The organism is Streptomyces nymphaeiformis (assembly GCF_014203895.1).
GTDB lineage: Bacteria > Actinomycetota > Actinomycetes > Streptomycetales > Streptomycetaceae > Streptomyces > Streptomyces nymphaeiformis.
On sequence record NZ_JACHJY010000002.1, the window covers coordinates 668,215 to 686,042 of the forward strand.

The following is a 17,828-nucleotide window of genomic DNA, read 5'->3' on the forward strand; positions in this document are numbered from 1 at the left end:
CACCCCATGACCAAGCCACTCGAAGGCCGCCAGGTCTGGTTCCTGACCGGCAGCCAAGGGCTCTACGGCGAGGACACGCTGCGCCAGGTCGCCGAGCAGTCCCAGCGCATCGCCGAAACCCTGGACCGGGACCCCGCCGTTCCGGTCGAGATCGTCTGGAAGCCCGTCCTCACCGACGCCGACGCGATCCGCCGGGTCTGTCTGGAGGCCAACTCCACGGACGGCTGCATCGGCCTGATCGCCTGGATGCACACCTTCTCGCCGGCCAAGATGTGGATCGCCGGACTGGACGCCCTGCGCAAGCCGCTGCTCCACCTGCACACCCAGGCGAACGTCGAACTGCCCTGGCACAGCATCGACATGGACTTCATGAACCTGAACCAGGCCGCCCACGGCGACCGCGAGTTCGGCTACATCCAGTCCCGCCTCGGCGTCGCCCGCAAGACCGTCGCCGGACACGTCAGCGATCCGGACGTGGCCGCCAGGGTCGCCACCTGGGCCCGTGCCGCGGGCGGCCGCGCCGAACTGCGCGGCCTCAAGCTCGCCCGCTTCGGCGACAACATGCGCGACGTGGCCGTCACCGAGGGCGACAAGGTCGAGGCCCAGCTGCGCTTCGGGGTCTCCGTCAACACCTACGGCGTCAACGACCTGGTCACCGTCGTGGACGCGACGGACGACGCCGAGGTCACCGCGCTGGCCAAGGAGTACGAGGACGTCTACCGCCTCGCACCCGAACTGCGCGCCGGCGGGGAGCGCCACGAGTCGCTGCGCTACGCCGCGCGCATCGAGCTCGGCCTGCGCGGCTTCCTGGAACAGGGCGGCTTCAAGGCCTTCACCACCAACTTCGAGGACCTCGGCGGTCTGCGCCAGCTGCCCGGCCTGGCGGTGCAGCGGCTGATGGCCGACGGATACGGCTTCGGCGGTGAGGGGGACTGGAAGACCGCGACCCTGCTGCGCACCCTCAAGGTGACCGCCGGCGGACTGCCCGGCGGCACCTCCTTCATGGAGGACTACACCTACCACCTGGAGTTCGGCAGGGAGCTGATCCTCGGCGCGCACATGCTGGAGGTCTGCCCGAGCATCGCTTCCGGCACCCCCTCGTGCGAGATCCACCCGCTCGGCATCGGCGGCCGCGAGGACCCGGTCCGCCTGGTCTTCGACGCGGAGCCCGGTCCGGCCGTGGTGGTCGGCCTCGCGGACCTGGGCGACCGGTTCCGGCTGGTCGCCAACGAGGTCGACGTGGTCGCGTCACCGGAGCCGCTGCCCAAGCTGCCCGTCGCCCGTGCCGTCTGGAAGCCGCGCCCGGACCTGTCCACCTCCGCCGAGGCCTGGCTGACCGCCGGTGGGCCGCACCACACCGTGCTCTCCGGAGCGGTCGGCACCGACGAGCTCGACGATCTCGCCGAGATGCTCGGCGTCGAACTCCTGGTGATCGACGACGACACCACGATGCGCCGCTTCACCAAGGAACTGCGCTGGAACCAGGCCTACCACCGGCTGGCCCAGGGCTTCTGATCCCCGCCGGCCCCGAAGACGCCGGACCGGGCCGGGCGCCGGGCTGACGTGCTCCTGGACAGCGGCAACGTCGAGGGCCTGCTCGGCGCGACCGTCGACCGCTGCGCCGGCCGGATGGCCGGCGGTGGACCGCCCCCTCGACGACGCGACGTACCGGCCGGCGACCCGGCCCACCGGCCCACCGGCCCTGCCCCGCACGGCGGCCCGGAGGCGGGCCCCAAGTCACCGCTCATTCGCCTCATGACCCCTCGCCCTCGCCACAGCCGGAGGAATCCCTCATGCCGTTCACCGATTTGGGGCTCGACGAACTCATCGGCTACCACCCTGAGTCGACCGACCCGCGGGACTTCGACGAGTTCTGGCGGAGAACCCTCGACGAGGCCCGCTCACACAGCGGCGCGGTCAAGGCCGAACGCGTCACCGCGCAGTACGGTCTGCGCACCGTCGACGTCGACGACGTACGGTTCCCCGGCTGGAACGGCGAACCCGTGGCCGCCTGGCTGCTGCGCCCGCGTGGCGTGGACGGGCCGCTGCCGGTGGTCGTGACCTGCATCGGCTACTCCGGCGGCCGCGGGCTGCCCACCGACCAGCTGCTCTGGTCCGCCGCCGGATACGCCCAACTCGTCGTCGACAGCCGGGGCCAGGGCCGGGACACCCCGGACCACGGCATGGGCGACGGCACCCAGTGGGTCGAGGGCTTCATGACCAAGGGCATCGACTCCCCCGAGAACCACTACTACCGGCGGCTGATCACCGACTGCGTGCGCGCCGTGGACGCCGTCGCGGAACTGCCCGGACTCGACGGCAACCGCATCGTGGTGACCGGAGGCAGCCAGGGCGGCGGCCTGGCCCTCGCCGTCGCCGGGCTCAGCGGGGACCGCGTCGCCGCCGTGATGCCGGACGTCCCGTTCCTCTGCCACTTCCGCGAGGCCACGCAGATCGCTGAAGAGGGCCCGTATCTGGAGATCGTCACGTACCTGCGCCGGCACAGCCAGCACCGCGTGCGGCAGACCTTCGCCACCCTCGACTACTTCGACGGCGTCAACTTCGCCCGGCGGGCCACCGCGCCGGCCCTGTTCAGCGTCGGCCTGATGGACCCGGTCTGCCCGCCCCGGACGGTCTACGCCGCCTTCAACAGCTACGCGGGCGAGGACCGCACCATGACCGTCTGGCCCTTCGCCGACCACGGAGGCGGCTACGGCGCGAACCCGCCCACCCAGCTGTCCTGGCTGCTCGACCGCGGGCTGGCGCCGGAACGGTGACCGCCGTGCCCTCCGAGCGGGCCGAACCACGCACCGGCCCCGAGCCACCAGTGAGGCACACCGCACGAGCACCCCACCCTTCCCGGAACTGCCCACCGGCTTCCGCTTCGGCGCGACCGCCACCGACCACTACCACCGTTGACGGGGTCCGCGCTGCTGCACGCGATCACGATCGGACGGGACGGGGCGCCGGCCTCCTGGACCAGCTTCTTCGCCTGCGTGAGGTCCTGGTCCACCGAGGGCAGGGCGTCGTACGCCTTGCTCGCGACGACACCGGGTGGGGTCGCGAGCAACTGGTTGAACAGGACATCGGGTTTGGTCAGTCTGACCGTCACCTGGTGGGCGCCGGACACCTCGACCGAGTCGACGTTGGCGTAGACGTTCGCCCAGTAGGAACCGAGGTCGGGGTCGAGGTGCCGGTTCAGGCTGTACGCGACGTCCTCCGCCGTCACCGTGGAGCCGTCGTGGAACTTCACCCCCTGCCGGATCGTGTAGACCCAGGTCTTCGGGTCGGGGCGGTCGATCTTCTCGGTGAGGCCGGGCTTGACGGAGAAGTCCGGGCCGAGGCGCAGCGGGCTCTCGCAGACGTTGGCGATGACGGTGTTCGGCGGACAGTCGTAGGTGTAGATCCAGTCCAGTGAGCTCGGCTCCGTACCCAGGTTCCATCGCACCGTGTCGAGCTCGCCCTTGGCGGCGGGCGTGTCGATCGTCAGCTTGACGTCCTTCCCGGCGGCGCCGTTGGTGCCGGGACGACCGCCGGAACAGGCGGCTGCGGTTGCCAGGGCGAGCCCGACCGCCACCACGGCACGGGTGGTGCCGGTGAGGAGTCCGGCCTGTACGTGCCGTTCCATGGGCCGACCGGAAGGACCCGGTGCTGCCTGCCGCCCAGGGCAGAGAGGAGGGGCAGGCAGCACCGGTGGGGGAACCCTCCCGGGGGACCGGTCCGGGTGGGTTCCCGGCTCAGTGCCCGGCGGTCTCCTTGAGCCAGTCGGGCGTGCGGAACGTTCCGCCGTACATGGGGAGTTCGATGCTCGATCCGTAGCGGGCGAGCTGGCTCCAGGGGCGGTTGATGCCCGCGGAGCCGTACTGGCGGACGCGGGTCACGGCGTCGAGGTCGAGGACGTCGACGAGTACCTCCGCACCCGTTCCGGCCTGCTGACGGACGGAGCCTTCCGGGTCGACGATCAGGCTGGCGCCGACGCCGGCCGGGTCGGAGGCGTTGACGTTGACGACGTAGAGCTGATTGCTCCAGGCGTTGGCGCGGGCGCAGACCAGTTCCATCTCCCGGTCGCGCGTGGTGGTCAGGGTGGGCTGGATGACGATCTCCGCGCCGAGCCAGGCCAGCTGGCGCATGGTCTCGGGGAAGGAGCCGTCGTAACAGATGGCCAGGCCCACTCGGCCTGCCTGGGGGATGTCGAAGACGGTGAAGCGGTTCCCCGGAGTGGCCTGTTCGTACGGCTGCCAGGGGAAGACCTTCCGGTAGTCGGCGGCGATGTCACCCTCGGGTGAGATCGCGAGCGCGGTGTTGTGGATCGTGCCGTCCGTCGTGCGCTCGAACACGGTGCCGGGCACGAGCCACAGCCCGGTCTCCATCGCCAGGCCGGCGAGGCGGTCGGTGAGCGGTCCGGGAATGGTGACGGCGGCCTCCTCCATCCAGTTCTCGGGGCGTTCGGCGAGCAGTGGTCCCTCGGCGGCGAGGAACAGCTCCGGCACGACGACGAGTTGGACGTGGGGGAAGAGCTCGCGGACGGTCCGGACCTGGTGGGCGAACCGGGACCAGGTGGCTTCCGGGTCGTACGGGACGGGGGCGGTCTGGACGGCGGCGATGGCCAGGGTACGCATCGGCGGGATCAGCTTTCGTTCCGGGCGAATTCGGTGGTGGTCGGCGGGGCGACGGAGGCCTTGCCCTGGCGGAAGAAGCGGGGGAAGTGGGCGCGGACCAGCAGGACGACGGGGACCCCGAGGGCCACGGCGCCGATGCCGAGGAGGAAGACGCCGCCGATGCCGAGGAAGGAGGTACTGCCGTAGTCGGGGGCGATCGTGTCGTAGACGCTGCGGGCGAGCGCGGCGAGCATCATCAGTCCGCCGAGTGCCGGCAGCACGCCCTTGAGCAGCAGGTCGCGCACGGAGTCGCGGAGGCGATGGCGGAAGTGCCAGACGCAGGCGAAGGCGGTGGCTCCGTAGTAGCAGGCGATCAGGAGACCGATGCAGAGGATGGCGTCGCCGAGGAAGCGCGGCGAGGCGAGCTTGAGAACCACCAGGGTCACGGCGGTGGCGGCACCGAAGAAGACGGTACCGACGGCAGGCGTCCGAAAGCGGGGGTGGATGCGGGCGAACATCTTCGGCAAGGCCCCGTGGGTGGTCATCGACAGCAGGCCTCGGCCGCTGCCGACCAGAGAGGTGAGCATCGCGGACAGGGCACTGACGCAGACGGCGAGCTGGACGAGGGCCGCCAGGGCGTTCCCGAGGAGCGGCGGGGCGAGGGCCGCCAGGAAGTCCGTGGCGTTGTCGGGGTTGCCGAGGCCGATGCCGGTGGTGCCGGTTCCGGCATACCCGACCGCGGCGAAGGAGGTGAACAGGTAGGTGACGAGGAGGACGAAGGTGGAGATCAGCACGGCGCGACCGGGGACACGGTCGGCGTCACTGCTCTCCTCGTTCACGGTGATCAGCGCGTCCCAGCCCCAGTAGATGAAGAGGCACAGCAGCACCGCCTCGGCGAACGGACCTGCGCCGTCGAAGGCGAAGGGGTTGAGCCAGGACAGCGAAGGCGTGGCGGCGCCGGGCCGGGTGAAGGCCGCGAGGCCGAGCCCGAACAGCGCCACGAGCTGCAGTCCGAGCAGCGCGTACTGGATGCCGGTGGCGATCTGCAGTCCCCGGCGGGCCAGTACGGTCGCGCCGGCGAGCAGGAGCAGAGCCGTGACGGTCACGGCGGCATCGCTGTCGGCCAGGCCGTCGAGGCCGAGGACGGAGAGCAGGTAGGTGGCGCCGACCTGGGCGAGCGCGGTCATGGAGAAGAGGGTGGCCATGGTGGGCACCCAGCTCCCGACCAGCCACCCGGTCCATGGGCCGAAGGCGCGAGTGTTCCATACGAAGGTGGTGCCGCAGTCCGGCATGTCCCGGTTGAGCTCGCGGAAGGCGAACGCCGTCAGCAGGATCGGCACGAATCCGATCAGCAGCGCGGCGGGAGCGAGGTGCCCCACGGTCATGGTGACCAGGCCGAGCGTGACGGCGATGGAGCAGGCAGGAGCGGTGGAGGAGAGCCCGAGGGCGACGACACCGAGCAGGCCCACGCTGCCGCTGCGCAGCCCCTTGTCGACGGGGCTGGGGGATGCACCGGCTCTCGGTCCGGCAGGGGAGTCATTCGAGCTGAGCGTCACGACGGAGGCTCCTCACATGAGACGCGTTGTTAAAACCAGATTTAAGAAGGTGGCTGCGCCCTCGTCAAGGGAAGGGGGTCCGTTGTTAAACACAAATATGGAGAGCCGCTGGATGGCTGTGCTCGACCGGACCGCGAGCACGGGGGCGGGATGCCGCGAAGGCGAGCAGGACAAGGCGGCCCGCCGGGAGCACGCCGAGCGCGGCCACGCGGCGAGCACGAGCGGCGCGAGGCATGGACGCGCCGCCTGTGCGACGTGGAGGCAGGTGCCTGCGGCCTTTTGCGTGCCGGTGCGCTCGACGCCGTAGGCGCTCACGCTTTCGATGCCGATCCCCTCGGCTCGTACGGCACGCCGGACGCTGCTGATGTACGCGTGAAGCGCCTTGACGTCGTACGGCCGGAAGTCCGGAAGGTACTCCGGCACGCAGGAGCCGGAGCCTGAACGACCTCGACTCCGGACTCTGGGATCACGCGCCGGCCCGGGGAGCCCAGGACCGCGTCATCCGCATCGCGGTCCCTACGGCGCGTACGTCCTGCCGGATCGGCATACGGACGGGACAGTGCCGAGCCTGTATCAGGGCGTCCAGCCGGTGACCGCCCGGACGTAGGCGTACACGGCGGCGATCACCTGGTCACGGGAGCGGCGGCCCGCGAGGACCTCCATCTGGAATCCGTCTTCCAGGGCGAGGAAGGTGGCGGCGAGCTGCAGTGGCGGGCCCTGGAGGGTGAAGTGCCCCTGCGCCTGGCCGAGCAGCAGGATGCCGTAGTAGATCGCGATCTGGCGCTCGGTCAGGGAGCTGTCGAGCGTGGCGGCCTTGACGTCGCGCAGGCAGCGGGGCCAGTACTCGAACAGCAGCCGCGTGAGAGTGTCGTCCGGTCCGGTCGCCACCCCCTTGTCGATGCAGGCGCGCAGCCGGTCCCGCGCGTCCGGGTGAGCCTCGACGGCCTCCTCGCGTTCACGCGCGAAGCGCTCGATGGCCCGCTGGTAGGTCTCGTGGACCAGCGTGTCGAGATCCCCGTAGTACAGCAGCGCGGCCGGGGTGACACCCGCTTCCTCGGCGACGTCCCGAAGCCGGAGGGATTCCAGCCCGCGCACGAACAGCGCGCGCTCCACCGCCTCGGTCAGTTCCGCCATGCGGGCTTCCTTGCCCTTGCCTGCGCCGCGCCCCACGACAGTGCCTCCTCGGCCGTACAGCCATGCCTCACTGCATCTGACTCCCATTAAAACAGAGGGCATCATCTGTTGACAGCCTTGAGGGAAGCTTCTTAAATTTCATTTTAATGATCTGGTAGCCCTCCTGGAGCACCACCATCACGCCGGGCCCTGCCTTCGCCGGCTCTTCCGCTTCTTCCGCGAAGGCCGACGCACAGCCGCGGAAGTACGCGTCACCGAGCAGCGAACCTTCCCCTTCGGTCTCGCCGACACCCACGAACCACCCGCCACTCATACGGAGAGCCCATCATCATGACCCTCAGCACCCCCCTGAGCACGACCGAGGCCGTCCCCGCCCACCACACTCCCTCCGGCCGTCCCCGGGCGCGTGCCCTCGGCATCCCGCTCGACGGCACCCCCGGCCCCTGGAACGCGATCACGGACGTCCCGGGCGTCGAGGTCGGGCACGTCACCCTGATCGAGGGCGAAGGCGTTCGCACCGGTGTCACCGCCCTGCTGCCGAGGGGCCGGAACGGCGTCGGTACGCCCTGTGCGGCCGGCTGGTACTCGCTCAACGGCAACGGCGAGATGACCGGCACGACCTGGATCGAGGAGTCCGGCGGCTTCAACCTGCCGATCGCGCTCACCAACACCCACGCGGTCGGCGCGGTCCACACCGGCGTGGACCAGTGGGTCGCGGAGAACCATCCGCGGCTCGCCGCGCAGTGGATGCTCCCCGTGGTCGCCGAGACCTGGGACGGCTACCTCAATGACATCAACGGCCGCCACGTCCACCCCGAACACGCCATCGCCGCCATTGACGCGGCCGCCTCGGGCCCACTGGAGGAGGGATCGGTCGGAGGCGGCACCGGCATGAACTGCTACGGCTTCAAGGGCGGTTCGGGAACCTCCTCGCGCACCGTCGGGTACGGGCCGGACACATGGACCATCGGCGCCCTCGCCCAGGCCAACTTCGGCGACCGGCGCGAACTCGTCATCGCCGGCGCGCCGGTGGGCCGCTCCCTGCTCGATGACAACCCGCTGGAGGACGACGACTGGTTCCAGCGGGACCTGGGAGGTACGCCCGGCCGCGTGCCGGGCGGGGCGGGTTCCGTCATCGTCGTCCTCGGGACCGACGCGCCCCTCCTCCCCGGCCAGTGCAAGGCCCTCGCCCGCCGTGCCGCACTCGGACTCGGCCGCACCGGAACCCCCGGAGGCCACTTCTCCGGCGACATCTTCCTCGCCTTCTCCACCGCCAACGCCGGCGCCCTGAACAGCACCTTCCCCGAGGGGGACCCGACCGAGGAGGACTACGACAACCTCCGCTTCGTCCCGTGGGGCCGGATCGATCCCTTCTACGAAGCGGCGGTGCAGTGCGTCGAGGAAGCGGTGCTCAACGCCCTGGTCGCCAACGAGCCCATGACCGGCCGCCGGGGACACCGCACACCGGCCCTCCCGCATGACCGGGTCCGCGCCCTGCTCGGTCTCGCCTGATCCGCGCCACGCGCCGTGCCGCCGCCCGCGTGAGCGGACGGCGGCCTGCTCCTCGGAGGCGAGGTGCTGGATGACTGCCCGAGAGGTGCGGACGACGCCCGCCCCCCGCTGTTCGGCGGTGGTCACCCGCCTGTCGCGATGCTGTGCAGAGGACAGGTGCGGAGCGGGAGGGTCAGGCCACGCCGTCCTGCCACCACCAGGACTGCGACCCGTAGGGGTACTCGACCCGGGAGTCGACGTGCTGCCACGAGACCGTGTAGGTCTCCAGGCCCGAGTAGCCGCAGGTCTCGGCCTTCTGGTAGACGGTCTTCGTGGACAGGCCGGAGACGGCGACGTCCGCGGCGATTCCGTACAGGTGCATGGAGTTGGCGGCACCACCCACCGACGCGTTGTGGGAGATGCTGCGGAAGCCGGAGTTGACCGTGACGGCCAGGTCGCCGCACTTCTTGCGAAGCGCCTCCAGCTTGTACATGTTGCGGCGCACGTTCTCCTTGACGGTCGTGGCGCTCACCTTGCCACCCGAGAAGCCGGAGCCGTCCTTGCTCTCGAACTCGGAGAAGTCGAAGTGCGCGGTCGATCCGTCGGAGCTCTCCAGGGCGTTGAGCCGGCTGAACGTCTGCGCCCCCGCCACACCGTCCACGGTGAGTCCGTACGCGGCCTGGAACCGACGGAGCGCCGCCTCGGTGCCGGGACCGAAGTCGCCGTCCAGGGAGACGAAGGTCTGCTGGGCCGAGTCGGCGGCCCAGCCGGCGATCCGAATCTGGAGCTCCTTGACGGCCTCACCGCTGGAACCCTGGGAGAGCTGTGAGGGCCAGCCGTAGGCGGCGGCCGGGCCGGCGAGGGCCAGGCCGGTGCCGACGGCCAGACCGGTGGCGGCCACCGCGCCGGCGCCGTAGCGCAGCAGCGAGCGTCGCGAGAGGTCGGATGTCATGGTCGAGTCCTCTTCTCCTAGTACCAGTTGTGGGACTGCCAGAAGGACCACGCCGCGCACGGGGTGCCGTACCGCGACTTGATGTAGTCGAGGCCCCACTCGATCTGGGTGGCCGGGTTGGTCTGCCAGTCCGCTCCCGCTACGGACATCTTGTCGCCGGGCAGGGCCTGCGGGATGCCGTACGCACCGGACGAGGGGTTCGTCGCGTACACCTTCCAGGTGCTCTCGCGGATCCAGAGGTTGTCCAGGCAGTCGAACTGGCTGCTCACGGACCAGCCGTGCTCGGTGGTCTTCCACTGACCGGTGATCTTCACGGTGCGGGCGATGCGCATCGCGTTCATGGTCGCGGGGCCTGTGACGCCGTCGGCGGACAGGCCGTTCGCCTGTTGCCAGGCCGTCACCTTGGACTTGGTGCCGTCGCCGTAGGCGCCATCGGCGGTGGTGCCGACCTTGCGCTGCACCTCCATCACCTTGTTGTGCAGGGCGAGTTCGGTACGACTGCCGTATTCGCCGTCCTCGGCCAGCCCGTTGTCGTGCTGGAAGGAACGGACCGCGGTGCTGGTCTGGGAGCCGTAGACACCGTCGATGCCGCTGTACGGCAGGTAACCGATCCCCGCGAGATTGCGCTGGAGCCAGGTGGTGGAGTCCAGGGCGTGTGCGGGGGCAGAGGGTGCCAGCATGGCGAGCAGGGCGACGAACAGCACGAGTGCCGCGCGGGCGACGGGCAGCCGGGGGGCCGGCACCTGGGAGGCCGGAAGGGCCGTACCGATGGGTATCACTCCGAGTCCTTGTCTTCGAAGGTCGATGCCGATGTCTCGACGGATGCACGCCGAGATGGCCAAGTCGCCATGCGTACAAGCGACTTGGTGACTGAAGACATGGTGCCTTCGGGGTCCGTGGTGCGGGAGCCCCTTGGGAGCGATACGGGACGGGCCGGGATGCGCGGGACGCTCGGTGTGCACGGGACGGGAAAGTGTGGGACGGATTCCCGTAACAGCCGTTGCCTGTGGTGTACATCACTTGGGTGTGCTTCGAGGGTCTGTGAGTCTTTCGGGTCGCCGGTGTGCGGGTGAGGACGTGGAGCTTCACGCCGATGAGGGGGCCGGCGGCGGGGTCGAGGAGGCCGTGCGGCGCGGCGGCGCGGCCGAGGCGGTCGCCCCGGTAGCGGCGGGCGTTGTGGATGCCCTGGATCTGGGCGTCCTTGCTGAAGGGGTTGGCGATCTGGAGGTCGCGGGCCTCGATCTGGCGGCGTACCAGGTCCGTGTCGAGCAGGGGGTGTTCGGTCAGCGCGTTCATGCCGTCGACGAGCTCGGCGAGGGTGTCGGCGACGGCGAAGTCGGCGCCGCGCCGCTTGAACGCCTCGACGGGGGCCGGGGCGGCGGATCCGCCGAGCAGCCGGGTGCGCAGGAAGGCGGTGAGGTCCTTGCCGGTGATGTCGGGGTTCTGTTCGGAGCCGGAGAGCGCGAACTCCTTCGCGATGATCTTCTGGGTGACGATGAACCAGGAGTGGCCGTACGCCGCGATGTCGGGCGTCGTCCGCAGATGGCGCAGGGTGGCGAGGGTGTCGTGGCCCGGCAGACACGGGTCGGGCAGCCGGCGGCCGAGGGCGTCGAGCCACAGGGGCGAGGGGCCGGGCAGGATCCGGATGCCGTGGCCGGGCCAGACCGGGTCCCAGTTGTGCAGGCCCTCGGTGTAGTGCCACATCCGGTCGCGGTTGACGAGCCGGGCGCCGGCCACGGCGCTGATGTCGAGCATCCGGCCGTCGACGTACGCGGGGACCCCGGTGACCATGTGCCGTGGAGGGGTGCCGAGGTGCTCGGGCCAGTGGCGGCGGACGCGTTCGTGGTCGGCGCCGATGCCCCCGCTGGCCACGACGACGGCCTGGGCGGTCAGTTCGAAGTCGCCCGTCCGGTTCCGGTTGGTCGCCACGCCGCGCGGCACGGGGTCCTCGGCGAGGAGGGCGCCCCGTACACCGTGGACCACGCCGTCCGTCACGACGAGTTCGTCCACGCGATGGCGGTGGTGGAAGCGCAGCAGCCCCGCGGCGGCGGCCTCGTGGGCGCTGCGGACGAACGGTGCGACGACGGCGGGGCCGGTGCCCCAGGTGACGTGGAAGCGAGGGACGGAGTTGCCGTGGCCGTCGGCGCGCAGCCCGCCGCGTTCGGCCCAGCCGACGGTGGGCAGGAAGCGGATGCCGTGGCCGGCCAGCCAGGACCGCTTCTCTCCGGCCGCGAACTCGACGTAGGCGCGGGCCCAGCGGACGCCCCAGGAATCCTCGTCGCCGGGGTGGGCGAGCCGGTCGAAGCCCGCACTGCCCTGCCAGTCGCCCCAGGCGAGCTCGAACGAGTCCTTCACCCCCATCCGCCGCTGCTCGGGCGCGTCGACGAGGAAAAGCCCGCCGAAGGACCAGTGCGCCTGCCCCCCGAGGTCGGCCGGTCCCTCCTGGTCGACGAGGGCGACCTTCCGGCCCCGGGAGGTCAGCTCGTGGGCGGTCACGAGTCCGGCGAGTCCGGCTCCGACGACGATGACATCGGCTTGCACGGTGGGGTCCTTCCAGGGGGCGTTGCAGGGGGAGGGCAGGGGCCCCGGGCGCAGGCTGTCAGGTTCCGGCGCCCGGGCGGTCTCAGTGCCGTCCGGGGACGGACAGCGGGATGGTCAGTACGGGGTCGGCCGCGTTGCGTGCCGCGTGCAGGAGGTACGGGCCGGGGGAGACGGCCCAGGCCCGGGCCCCCTCGTCCCAGACCTGGAAGGTCCGCTCCGCGAGGGCGATCTCGGCCTCGACCGTCTCGCCGGGCTCCGCCGTGACGGTGGCGAGACCGGTGAGCCGTCTGGCGGGGCGGTCCTCGGCCGGGACGACGTGCTCGGCGTAGAGCTGGACGGTCTCCCGGCCCGGTCGGGTACCGGTGTTGCGGAGCCTGACCCGGGCGCGCCCGTCGGCGGCTTCCAGGGTCAGGTACTCCCAGGTGGTGTAGCCGAGGCCGTGGCCGAAGGGGTACGCGGGGGCTGCGGCGTGCCGCTCCCAGGCGCGGTACCCGACGAAGAGGTCCTCGTCGTACGGCAGGACGCCGTTCTCCGGGGTGACGCGCGTGACCGGGGCGTCCTCCAGCCGGGCCGGCCACGTGGTGGGCAGCCGGCCACCCGGCTCCTCCCGGCCGAGCAGCACGTCGGCGAGGGCGGCGCCGCCCTCCTGGCCGGGGAACCAGGTGAGCAGGACCGCGGCCACGTCCTCCCGCCAGGGCATCTCGACCGGGGCCCCGGCGTTCACGACCACGACGGTACGGGGGTTGGCGGCGGCGACGCGGGCGACCAGCTCGTCCTGGCGGCCGGGCAGCCGCAGGTCCGCCCGGTCGAAGCCCTCGGACTCGACGCGCTCGGTGGTGGCGACCACGACGACTGCCGTGTGGGCGGCTCGGGCGGCGGCGACGGCCTCCTCGATCAGCCGGTCCCCGTCGCGCTCGGGGGCGCGGTGGGTGAGGCCGAAGGTGACGCCGCGGATCGACCCGTATGCGACCTTCGGGGCGCGGTGGAGGAGACTGACCTCGACGGCTCGCCCGGCCTCCAGCTCGGCCGACCCGCGCGGGACCGCGCGGCCGGTCAGCACCTCCATCGGGTCGCCGCCCTCGGGGTCCGCCTCGTCGTGCAGCACGGTGCCGTCGACGGTGAGCCGGAAGTCTCCCGTACCGCCGGTGCCGAAGTGGTGGGTCCCGCCGTCGCGCGGGATGAAGGTGCCGGTGATCTCGACCGTCGCCAGGGCGTCGTAGTCGACGTCGTCCGGCAGCGCCGCGTCCATCCAGCGGATGCGGCCGAGGGTGAGGGGCTGCTCGGCCAGGACGGCTCCGTGCGCGTCGCGCAGGACCGCCCGCAGCTCGAATCCCTTGGCGGCGACCTCCAGCTGGTCGTTAGGGTCGGCTCCCATGGCGTACGTCAGGGCGACGTCCTTCGGCAGCGCCTCGGTGAGACCGTCGAGCGGCGAGACGACCCGGGCGGGGTAGACGGTCGCCGAACCACCTCCCAGGAAGCGGGCGTCGCGGGCGGCGCGGCCGATCAGCGCGATGCTGGGGACGGCCGACGCGTCCAGCGGGAGGGTCCCCGCCGGGTTGCGGAGCAGGACGAAGGAGCGGGTTGCGATCTCCCGGGCGACCGCGGGGCCGTCCAGGGGCGCGGGCCTCCGGCCGGCGGGCACGGCGGACGCCACGCCCTTGAGGAGCCCGAGGCGCGCGGCGAGCAGCAGGACGCGCCGTACGGCCGTGTCGACCGTCGCCTCCGGCACGCGCCCGTCCCGTACCGCGGCGGCCAGCGCCGGACCGAACACGGTCTGCGGCCCGGGCATGGCCACGTCCAGACCGCCTTCGATCGCTCCGACGGTGTCACGGGCCGCCAGCCAGTCCGACACCACGACACCGTCGAAGCCCCACTCGTCGCGGAGGACCCCCGTCTGGAGGGCGCGGTGCTCGGTCATGGTGGTGCCGTTGACGCCGTTGTACGCCGACATCAGCGCCCACGGGCGGGCGTCGCGGACGATCGCCTCGAACGGCGCGAGGTACAGCTCGCGCAGGGCCCGCGCCGGGACACGGTTGTCGACCGTGAAGCGTTCGGTCTCGGCGTCGTTCGCGACGAAGTGCTTGACCGTGGCGGCGATCCCGCTCTCCTGGACCCCGGTGACGTAGCCGGTGCCGATCCGGGCGGTGAGCAGCGGATCCTCCGAGTACGCCTCGAAGTGCCGGCCGCCCAGGGGGGAGCGGTGCAGGTTCACGGTGGGCGCGAGCAGGACGTGGGCGCCCTTGCGGTGCGCCTCCTGGGCGAGGACCCGGCCGGCCCGGCGGGCCGGCGCCGGATCCCAGGTCGCGGCCAGCGCGGTCGGGCTGGGCAGGCAGAGCGACGGGTCGCCGGCGCTCCAGGCCGCCCCGCGGACCCCCACGGGACCGTCCGACATGACGAGGGAGTCCAGGCCGATCTCGGGCAGCCCGGGCAAGGTCCACAGGTCCTGCCCGGCGAGCAGGCGGGCCTTGGCGTCGAGGTCGAGACGGGCGAGCGCGGCCTCGACGACGCGGCCGTGGTCCCCCGGGAATCCGGTGTCGGGGGCGGACCGGGAGCGGACGAAGGCGACGGTCTCGGCCACCGGGTCCTCGAACCAACGGGCTTCTCCTGAGCCCGGGTTGAAGAAGCCGTGCGGCGCCCCCTCGTACTCGACGAGCCGGCAGGCGTTGCCGGCCGACCTCATGGCGTCGCGGAAGCGGCGGGCGTCGGCGATCGGGACGAGTGCGTCCGCCGTTCCGTGGAGGACGAGTGCGGGCGGGGCGTCGTGCCCGACGAGGTGGAGGGGCGAGACCTCGGCAGCCGCCGGGCCGGACAGGCCGAGGAGACCGCGGAGCGCGTCACCGGGGTCACCCGGGGCGCACAGGTCGACGACCGGGTTGAACAGCACCAGTCCGGCGAGCGGCGGGTGGTCGGCCGGCGCGGTGAGCGCGGTGGTCAGGGCGAGCTGTCCGCCCGCGGAGCCCCCGGCGAGGAAGAGCGGGAGGTCCGGCGCGAGTCGCCGCACGTGCTCGACGGCGGCGCGGGCGTCGGCGAGGCAGTCGGCGAGGGTGTGGGCGTCAGGGCCGATCAGCCGGTAGCCGGCGCTCACCGGCTCGGGGGCCTCGTGCCGAATGGCCGGGTGTGGACTGCTTGGAGCGTCCGGAAGAGGACAGGCGCGCGGGTACCAGGCCGCCGGGACCGGCCGCGTGGGCCGATCCGAGCTCGGGAGAAGCACCGTGACTACCGCACGCGAGCTCACGACCCCCGACGCCACCTGCATCGGTGCCGACGACGACGCCGCCGAGAGCATGAGGACCATGGCCGAGCACGAAGTCCGCCGCCTGCCCGTGATCGACGGACACACCCTCGTCGGCTTCGTCGCCCGGGCCGACGTCGCCCGCTCCCTGCCCGACCCCAGGTCGGCGAACTCCTCGAAGCACTCTCCCGCTGACACGCAAGCAAGGGCGGCCGGGAGAGAGTTCGGCACCCCATCCGTATTCGTCACCGAGGAGGCGTGATGAAGGCCGTGACGTGGCAGGGCCGCCGCAAGATCGAGGTGGCAGACGTTCCGGATCCGCAGATCGTCGATCCCACGGACGCCGTGGTCGAAGTGACGACGACGGGATTGTGCGGATCGGACCTGCATCTTTACGAGGTGCTGGGGCCGTTCCTGGACGCGGGGGGACGTTCTGGGGCACGAGCCGATGGGCGTCGTGGCCGAGGTGGGGCCGGACGTCCGGGAACTGAAGGTCGGGGACAGGGTCGTCGTACCGTTCAACGTGTCCTGCGGTGCCTGCTTCATGTGCGAGCGAGGTCTGCACTCACAGTGCGAGACGACTCAGGTCCACGAGCACGGCAGCGGTGCGAGTCTCTTCGGCTACACCAAGCTCTACGGGCAGGTGCCCGGTGAGCAGGCCGAGTACTTGCGCGTCCCCTTCGCCGACACCCTCCCGATCCGGGTTCCGGACGGCCCCCCGGACGAGCGGTTCGTGTACCTGTCGGAGGAGGGCTACGTCATCGACCCCGAGGACCTGGCCCACATCTCGCCGTACCCGACCGAGCACGTCCGCCGCTTCGGCGAGTACTCCACCCATGAGCTCGACCTCGTGCCCGAGGCGTACGACCCGCATCCGGACGTCGGCTTCAGCCCGCTGCGCGGTGACGTCCCGCGCACGCCGGGCGGCTACGGTCAGGCGGCCTGACCACCCGTGTCATGTCGCTACTCCAGCGGCCACGCGATGCACACGGACTCTTCCATGCCACGCGGAAGGCTCCTGGCACCTACTCCCCGGTCATCTCGTCGCTTCCGCAGCAACGCCCGGCTGCGGCCGGGTCCGCATGCCCCAGCGGGCAAGAGATGGGCCGGCAGCACCCAGCATTGCGAAGAACAACGCCAGCAGCAGCCAGCCCGCCGTGCCGAGGCCCAGCACCACCGTGGTGAGGATCGCGGGGGCAAGAGCCTGGCCCGCGTTGAAGCCGAGGCCGAGGACACCTTGGTACTGGCCCTGGGCATGGTCAGGGGCAAGAGCGAAACCCAGGGCGAAGCACGCCGAGGACTCCCAGACCTCTCCCAGGCTATGGACGAAGATCGCCGCCAGGACCAGTCCTGCTGCCGCCCAGACAGGGGCGTACGCCGCCAGCGCCATCATCGGACAGCTGACGAGGAAGAGCAGCCCCGCAGTGCGAAACGCCCTGCCGCCGTCGTACGGGGTCTCGATACGGGAGCCGATCCTGGTCTGCATCAGTACGCAGAAGGCGGAATTGACTCCGAACAGCGCGGCCACCGCCCAACGCGGCGTTTCGGTGTGCTGGGAGATCCAGATCGGCAGGAGCAGGGAGACCACCGGGTACTGCAGTCCCATGGCCCCGTAGAGGGCGGTGAACGTCAGGAACGGACGGTCCGCGAAGACGAGCCAGCGCCGCTGCCGCGGCGGCGCTGCCAGCACCGGATAGCGGGGCAGCAGAAGCAGAAGCACCGCGCACAGGGCGAAGCTCGCCGCGTTGCCGAGAATCAGCGTGACATAGGCGCCGCGGGTGTCCGCGGCCAGCGCCAGCCCGGCACCCACCGTTCCCAGGATGACGCCCAGGTTGACGAAGGTGCGCAGCTTCGCCCGGAACATGGCCGGTCGCTCACCCCCGACCCGGGCCACCAGAGCCCCCCACGCCGCTCCTCCGACCGCCGCGGCGATCTGGTCGACCGTGGCGATGACCGTGAGCGCGGCCCAGCTCTCGACGAGGACGAGGGCCGCCATCGATACCGCCTGGACCGCGAGGGCCAGCGTCATGATCACGCGTGCGCCGCGCCGGTCAGCGAGATGACCCCCAGGTATCCCCGCGCACAAGCCGATCACTCCGGCGATGGTGAGCGCGGTGCCCACCTGCACCGCAGGCAGGCCCACGACCAAGGTGAAATAGAGCGCCGACGCCGCGTTGAACAGACCATTGCCGACCCGGTTGACGAAACTGGCGGCGACCAGCACGCGCTCCGGCCCACTGTCCCCCGCCATCCGGCCTATTCGACCTGCTAAACCGCCCTTGATCATGGACCGCAGGCTAGCAGGGTCGCAGAACCCGCCGCAG

General features: G+C 71.4%; 12 protein-coding genes and 3 pseudogenes. 5 read left to right on the forward strand and 10 right to left on the reverse strand.

Annotated elements, in window-relative coordinates; translation table 11 throughout:
• Positions 1 to 6: 6 nt before the first annotated feature.
• Together araA and GGE06_RS08805 are read left to right on the forward strand one after the other, a co-directional pair.
• The gene (gene araA, locus GGE06_RS08800; RefSeq protein ID WP_184930454.1) at positions 7 to 1,515 is read left to right on the forward strand and encodes an L-arabinose isomerase; all 1,509 of its coding nucleotides are present in this window, start codon (positions 7 to 9) and stop codon (positions 1,513 to 1,515) included.
• Between the two features lie 278 nt (positions 1,516 to 1,793).
• The gene (locus GGE06_RS08805; RefSeq protein ID WP_116157055.1) at positions 1,794 to 2,777 is read left to right on the forward strand and encodes an acetylxylan esterase; all 984 of its coding nucleotides are present in this window, start codon (positions 1,794 to 1,796) and stop codon (positions 2,775 to 2,777) included.
• Here the strand turns inward: GGE06_RS08805 and GGE06_RS08810 are convergent.
• The 5 genes from GGE06_RS08810 to GGE06_RS08830 all read right to left on the reverse strand — a co-directional run bounded on the left by GGE06_RS08810 (position 2,711) and on the right by GGE06_RS08830 (position 7,583).
• Positions 2,711 to 3,628, reverse strand: coding sequence for an ABC transporter substrate-binding protein (locus tag GGE06_RS08810; protein WP_184930455.1), 918 nt, complete (start codon positions 3,626 to 3,628; stop codon positions 2,711 to 2,713). The two genes, GGE06_RS08805 and GGE06_RS08810, sit on opposite strands and share 67 nt — an antisense overlap.
• 109 nt (positions 3,629 to 3,737) lie before the next feature.
• Complete coding sequence (locus GGE06_RS08815) at positions 3,738 to 4,619, reverse strand: carbon-nitrogen hydrolase family protein (protein ID WP_184930456.1); 882 nt, start codon at positions 4,617 to 4,619, stop codon at positions 3,738 to 3,740.
• A gap of 8 nt (positions 4,620 to 4,627) precedes the next feature.
• On the reverse strand, positions 4,628 to 6,154 hold the full coding sequence (locus GGE06_RS08820; protein WP_184930457.1) for an APC family permease: 1,527 nt from the start codon (positions 6,152 to 6,154) through the stop codon (positions 4,628 to 4,630).
• A 573-nt stretch (positions 6,155 to 6,727) separates the two neighbouring features.
• Positions 6,728 to 7,324 (reverse strand): TetR/AcrR family transcriptional regulator, encoded by a 597-nt coding sequence (locus GGE06_RS08825; RefSeq protein WP_312883066.1) that lies wholly within the window; start codon positions 7,322 to 7,324, stop codon positions 6,728 to 6,730.
• Positions 7,325 to 7,355: 31 nt separating this feature from the next.
• A complete protein-coding gene (locus GGE06_RS08830) occupies positions 7,356 to 7,583 on the reverse strand; it encodes a hypothetical protein (RefSeq protein ID WP_184930458.1) in 228 nt (75 codons plus the stop codon).
• A 35-nt stretch (positions 7,584 to 7,618) separates the two neighbouring features.
• Between GGE06_RS08830 and GGE06_RS08835 the strand changes: the two genes are divergently transcribed.
• The gene (locus GGE06_RS08835) at positions 7,619 to 8,800 is read left to right on the forward strand and encodes a DmpA family aminopeptidase (protein ID WP_184930459.1); all 1,182 of its coding nucleotides are present in this window, start codon (positions 7,619 to 7,621) and stop codon (positions 8,798 to 8,800) included.
• 172 nt (positions 8,801 to 8,972) lie between these two features.
• Here the strand turns inward: GGE06_RS08835 and GGE06_RS08840 are convergent, their stop codons facing one another.
• The 4 genes and pseudogenes from GGE06_RS08840 to GGE06_RS08865 all read right to left on the reverse strand — a co-directional run bounded on the left by GGE06_RS08840 (position 8,973) and on the right by GGE06_RS08865 (position 15,357).
• On the reverse strand, positions 8,973 to 9,731 hold the full coding sequence (locus tag GGE06_RS08840; RefSeq protein WP_221517897.1) for a D-Ala-D-Ala carboxypeptidase family metallohydrolase: 759 nt from the start codon (positions 9,729 to 9,731) through the stop codon (positions 8,973 to 8,975).
• A gap of 17 nt (positions 9,732 to 9,748) precedes the next feature.
• Positions 9,749 to 10,510: a peptidoglycan-binding domain-containing protein gene (locus GGE06_RS41995; RefSeq protein WP_116157047.1), complete on the reverse strand. Its 762-nt coding sequence runs from the start codon at positions 10,508 to 10,510 to the stop codon at positions 9,749 to 9,751.
• A 286-nt stretch (positions 10,511 to 10,796) separates the two neighbouring features.
• A pseudogene (locus GGE06_RS08860) lies at positions 10,797 to 12,272 on the reverse strand (FAD-binding dehydrogenase); the annotation flags it as partial.
• Between the two features lie 82 nt (positions 12,273 to 12,354).
• Positions 12,355 to 15,357, reverse strand: a complete 3,003-nt coding sequence (locus GGE06_RS08865; protein WP_312883067.1) for a glycoside hydrolase family 3 C-terminal domain-containing protein — start codon at positions 15,355 to 15,357, stop codon at positions 12,355 to 12,357.
• A 160-nt stretch (positions 15,358 to 15,517) separates the two neighbouring features.
• Between GGE06_RS08865 and GGE06_RS43985 the strand changes: the two are divergent.
• Both GGE06_RS43985 and GGE06_RS08875 read left to right on the forward strand, forming a co-directional pair.
• Positions 15,518 to 15,699, forward strand: a pseudogene (locus GGE06_RS43985) (CBS domain-containing protein); the annotation flags it as partial.
• A 66-nt stretch (positions 15,700 to 15,765) separates the two neighbouring features.
• Positions 15,766 to 16,252 (forward strand): annotated as a pseudogene (locus GGE06_RS08875) (alcohol dehydrogenase catalytic domain-containing protein); the annotation flags it as partial.
• Positions 16,253 to 16,540: 288 nt separating this feature from the next.
• Here GGE06_RS08875 and GGE06_RS08880 read toward each other — a convergent pair.
• The gene (locus GGE06_RS08880) at positions 16,541 to 17,791 is read right to left on the reverse strand and encodes an MFS transporter (protein WP_116157046.1); all 1,251 of its coding nucleotides are present in this window, start codon (positions 17,789 to 17,791) and stop codon (positions 16,541 to 16,543) included.
• Positions 17,792 to 17,828 lie beyond the last annotated feature (37 nt).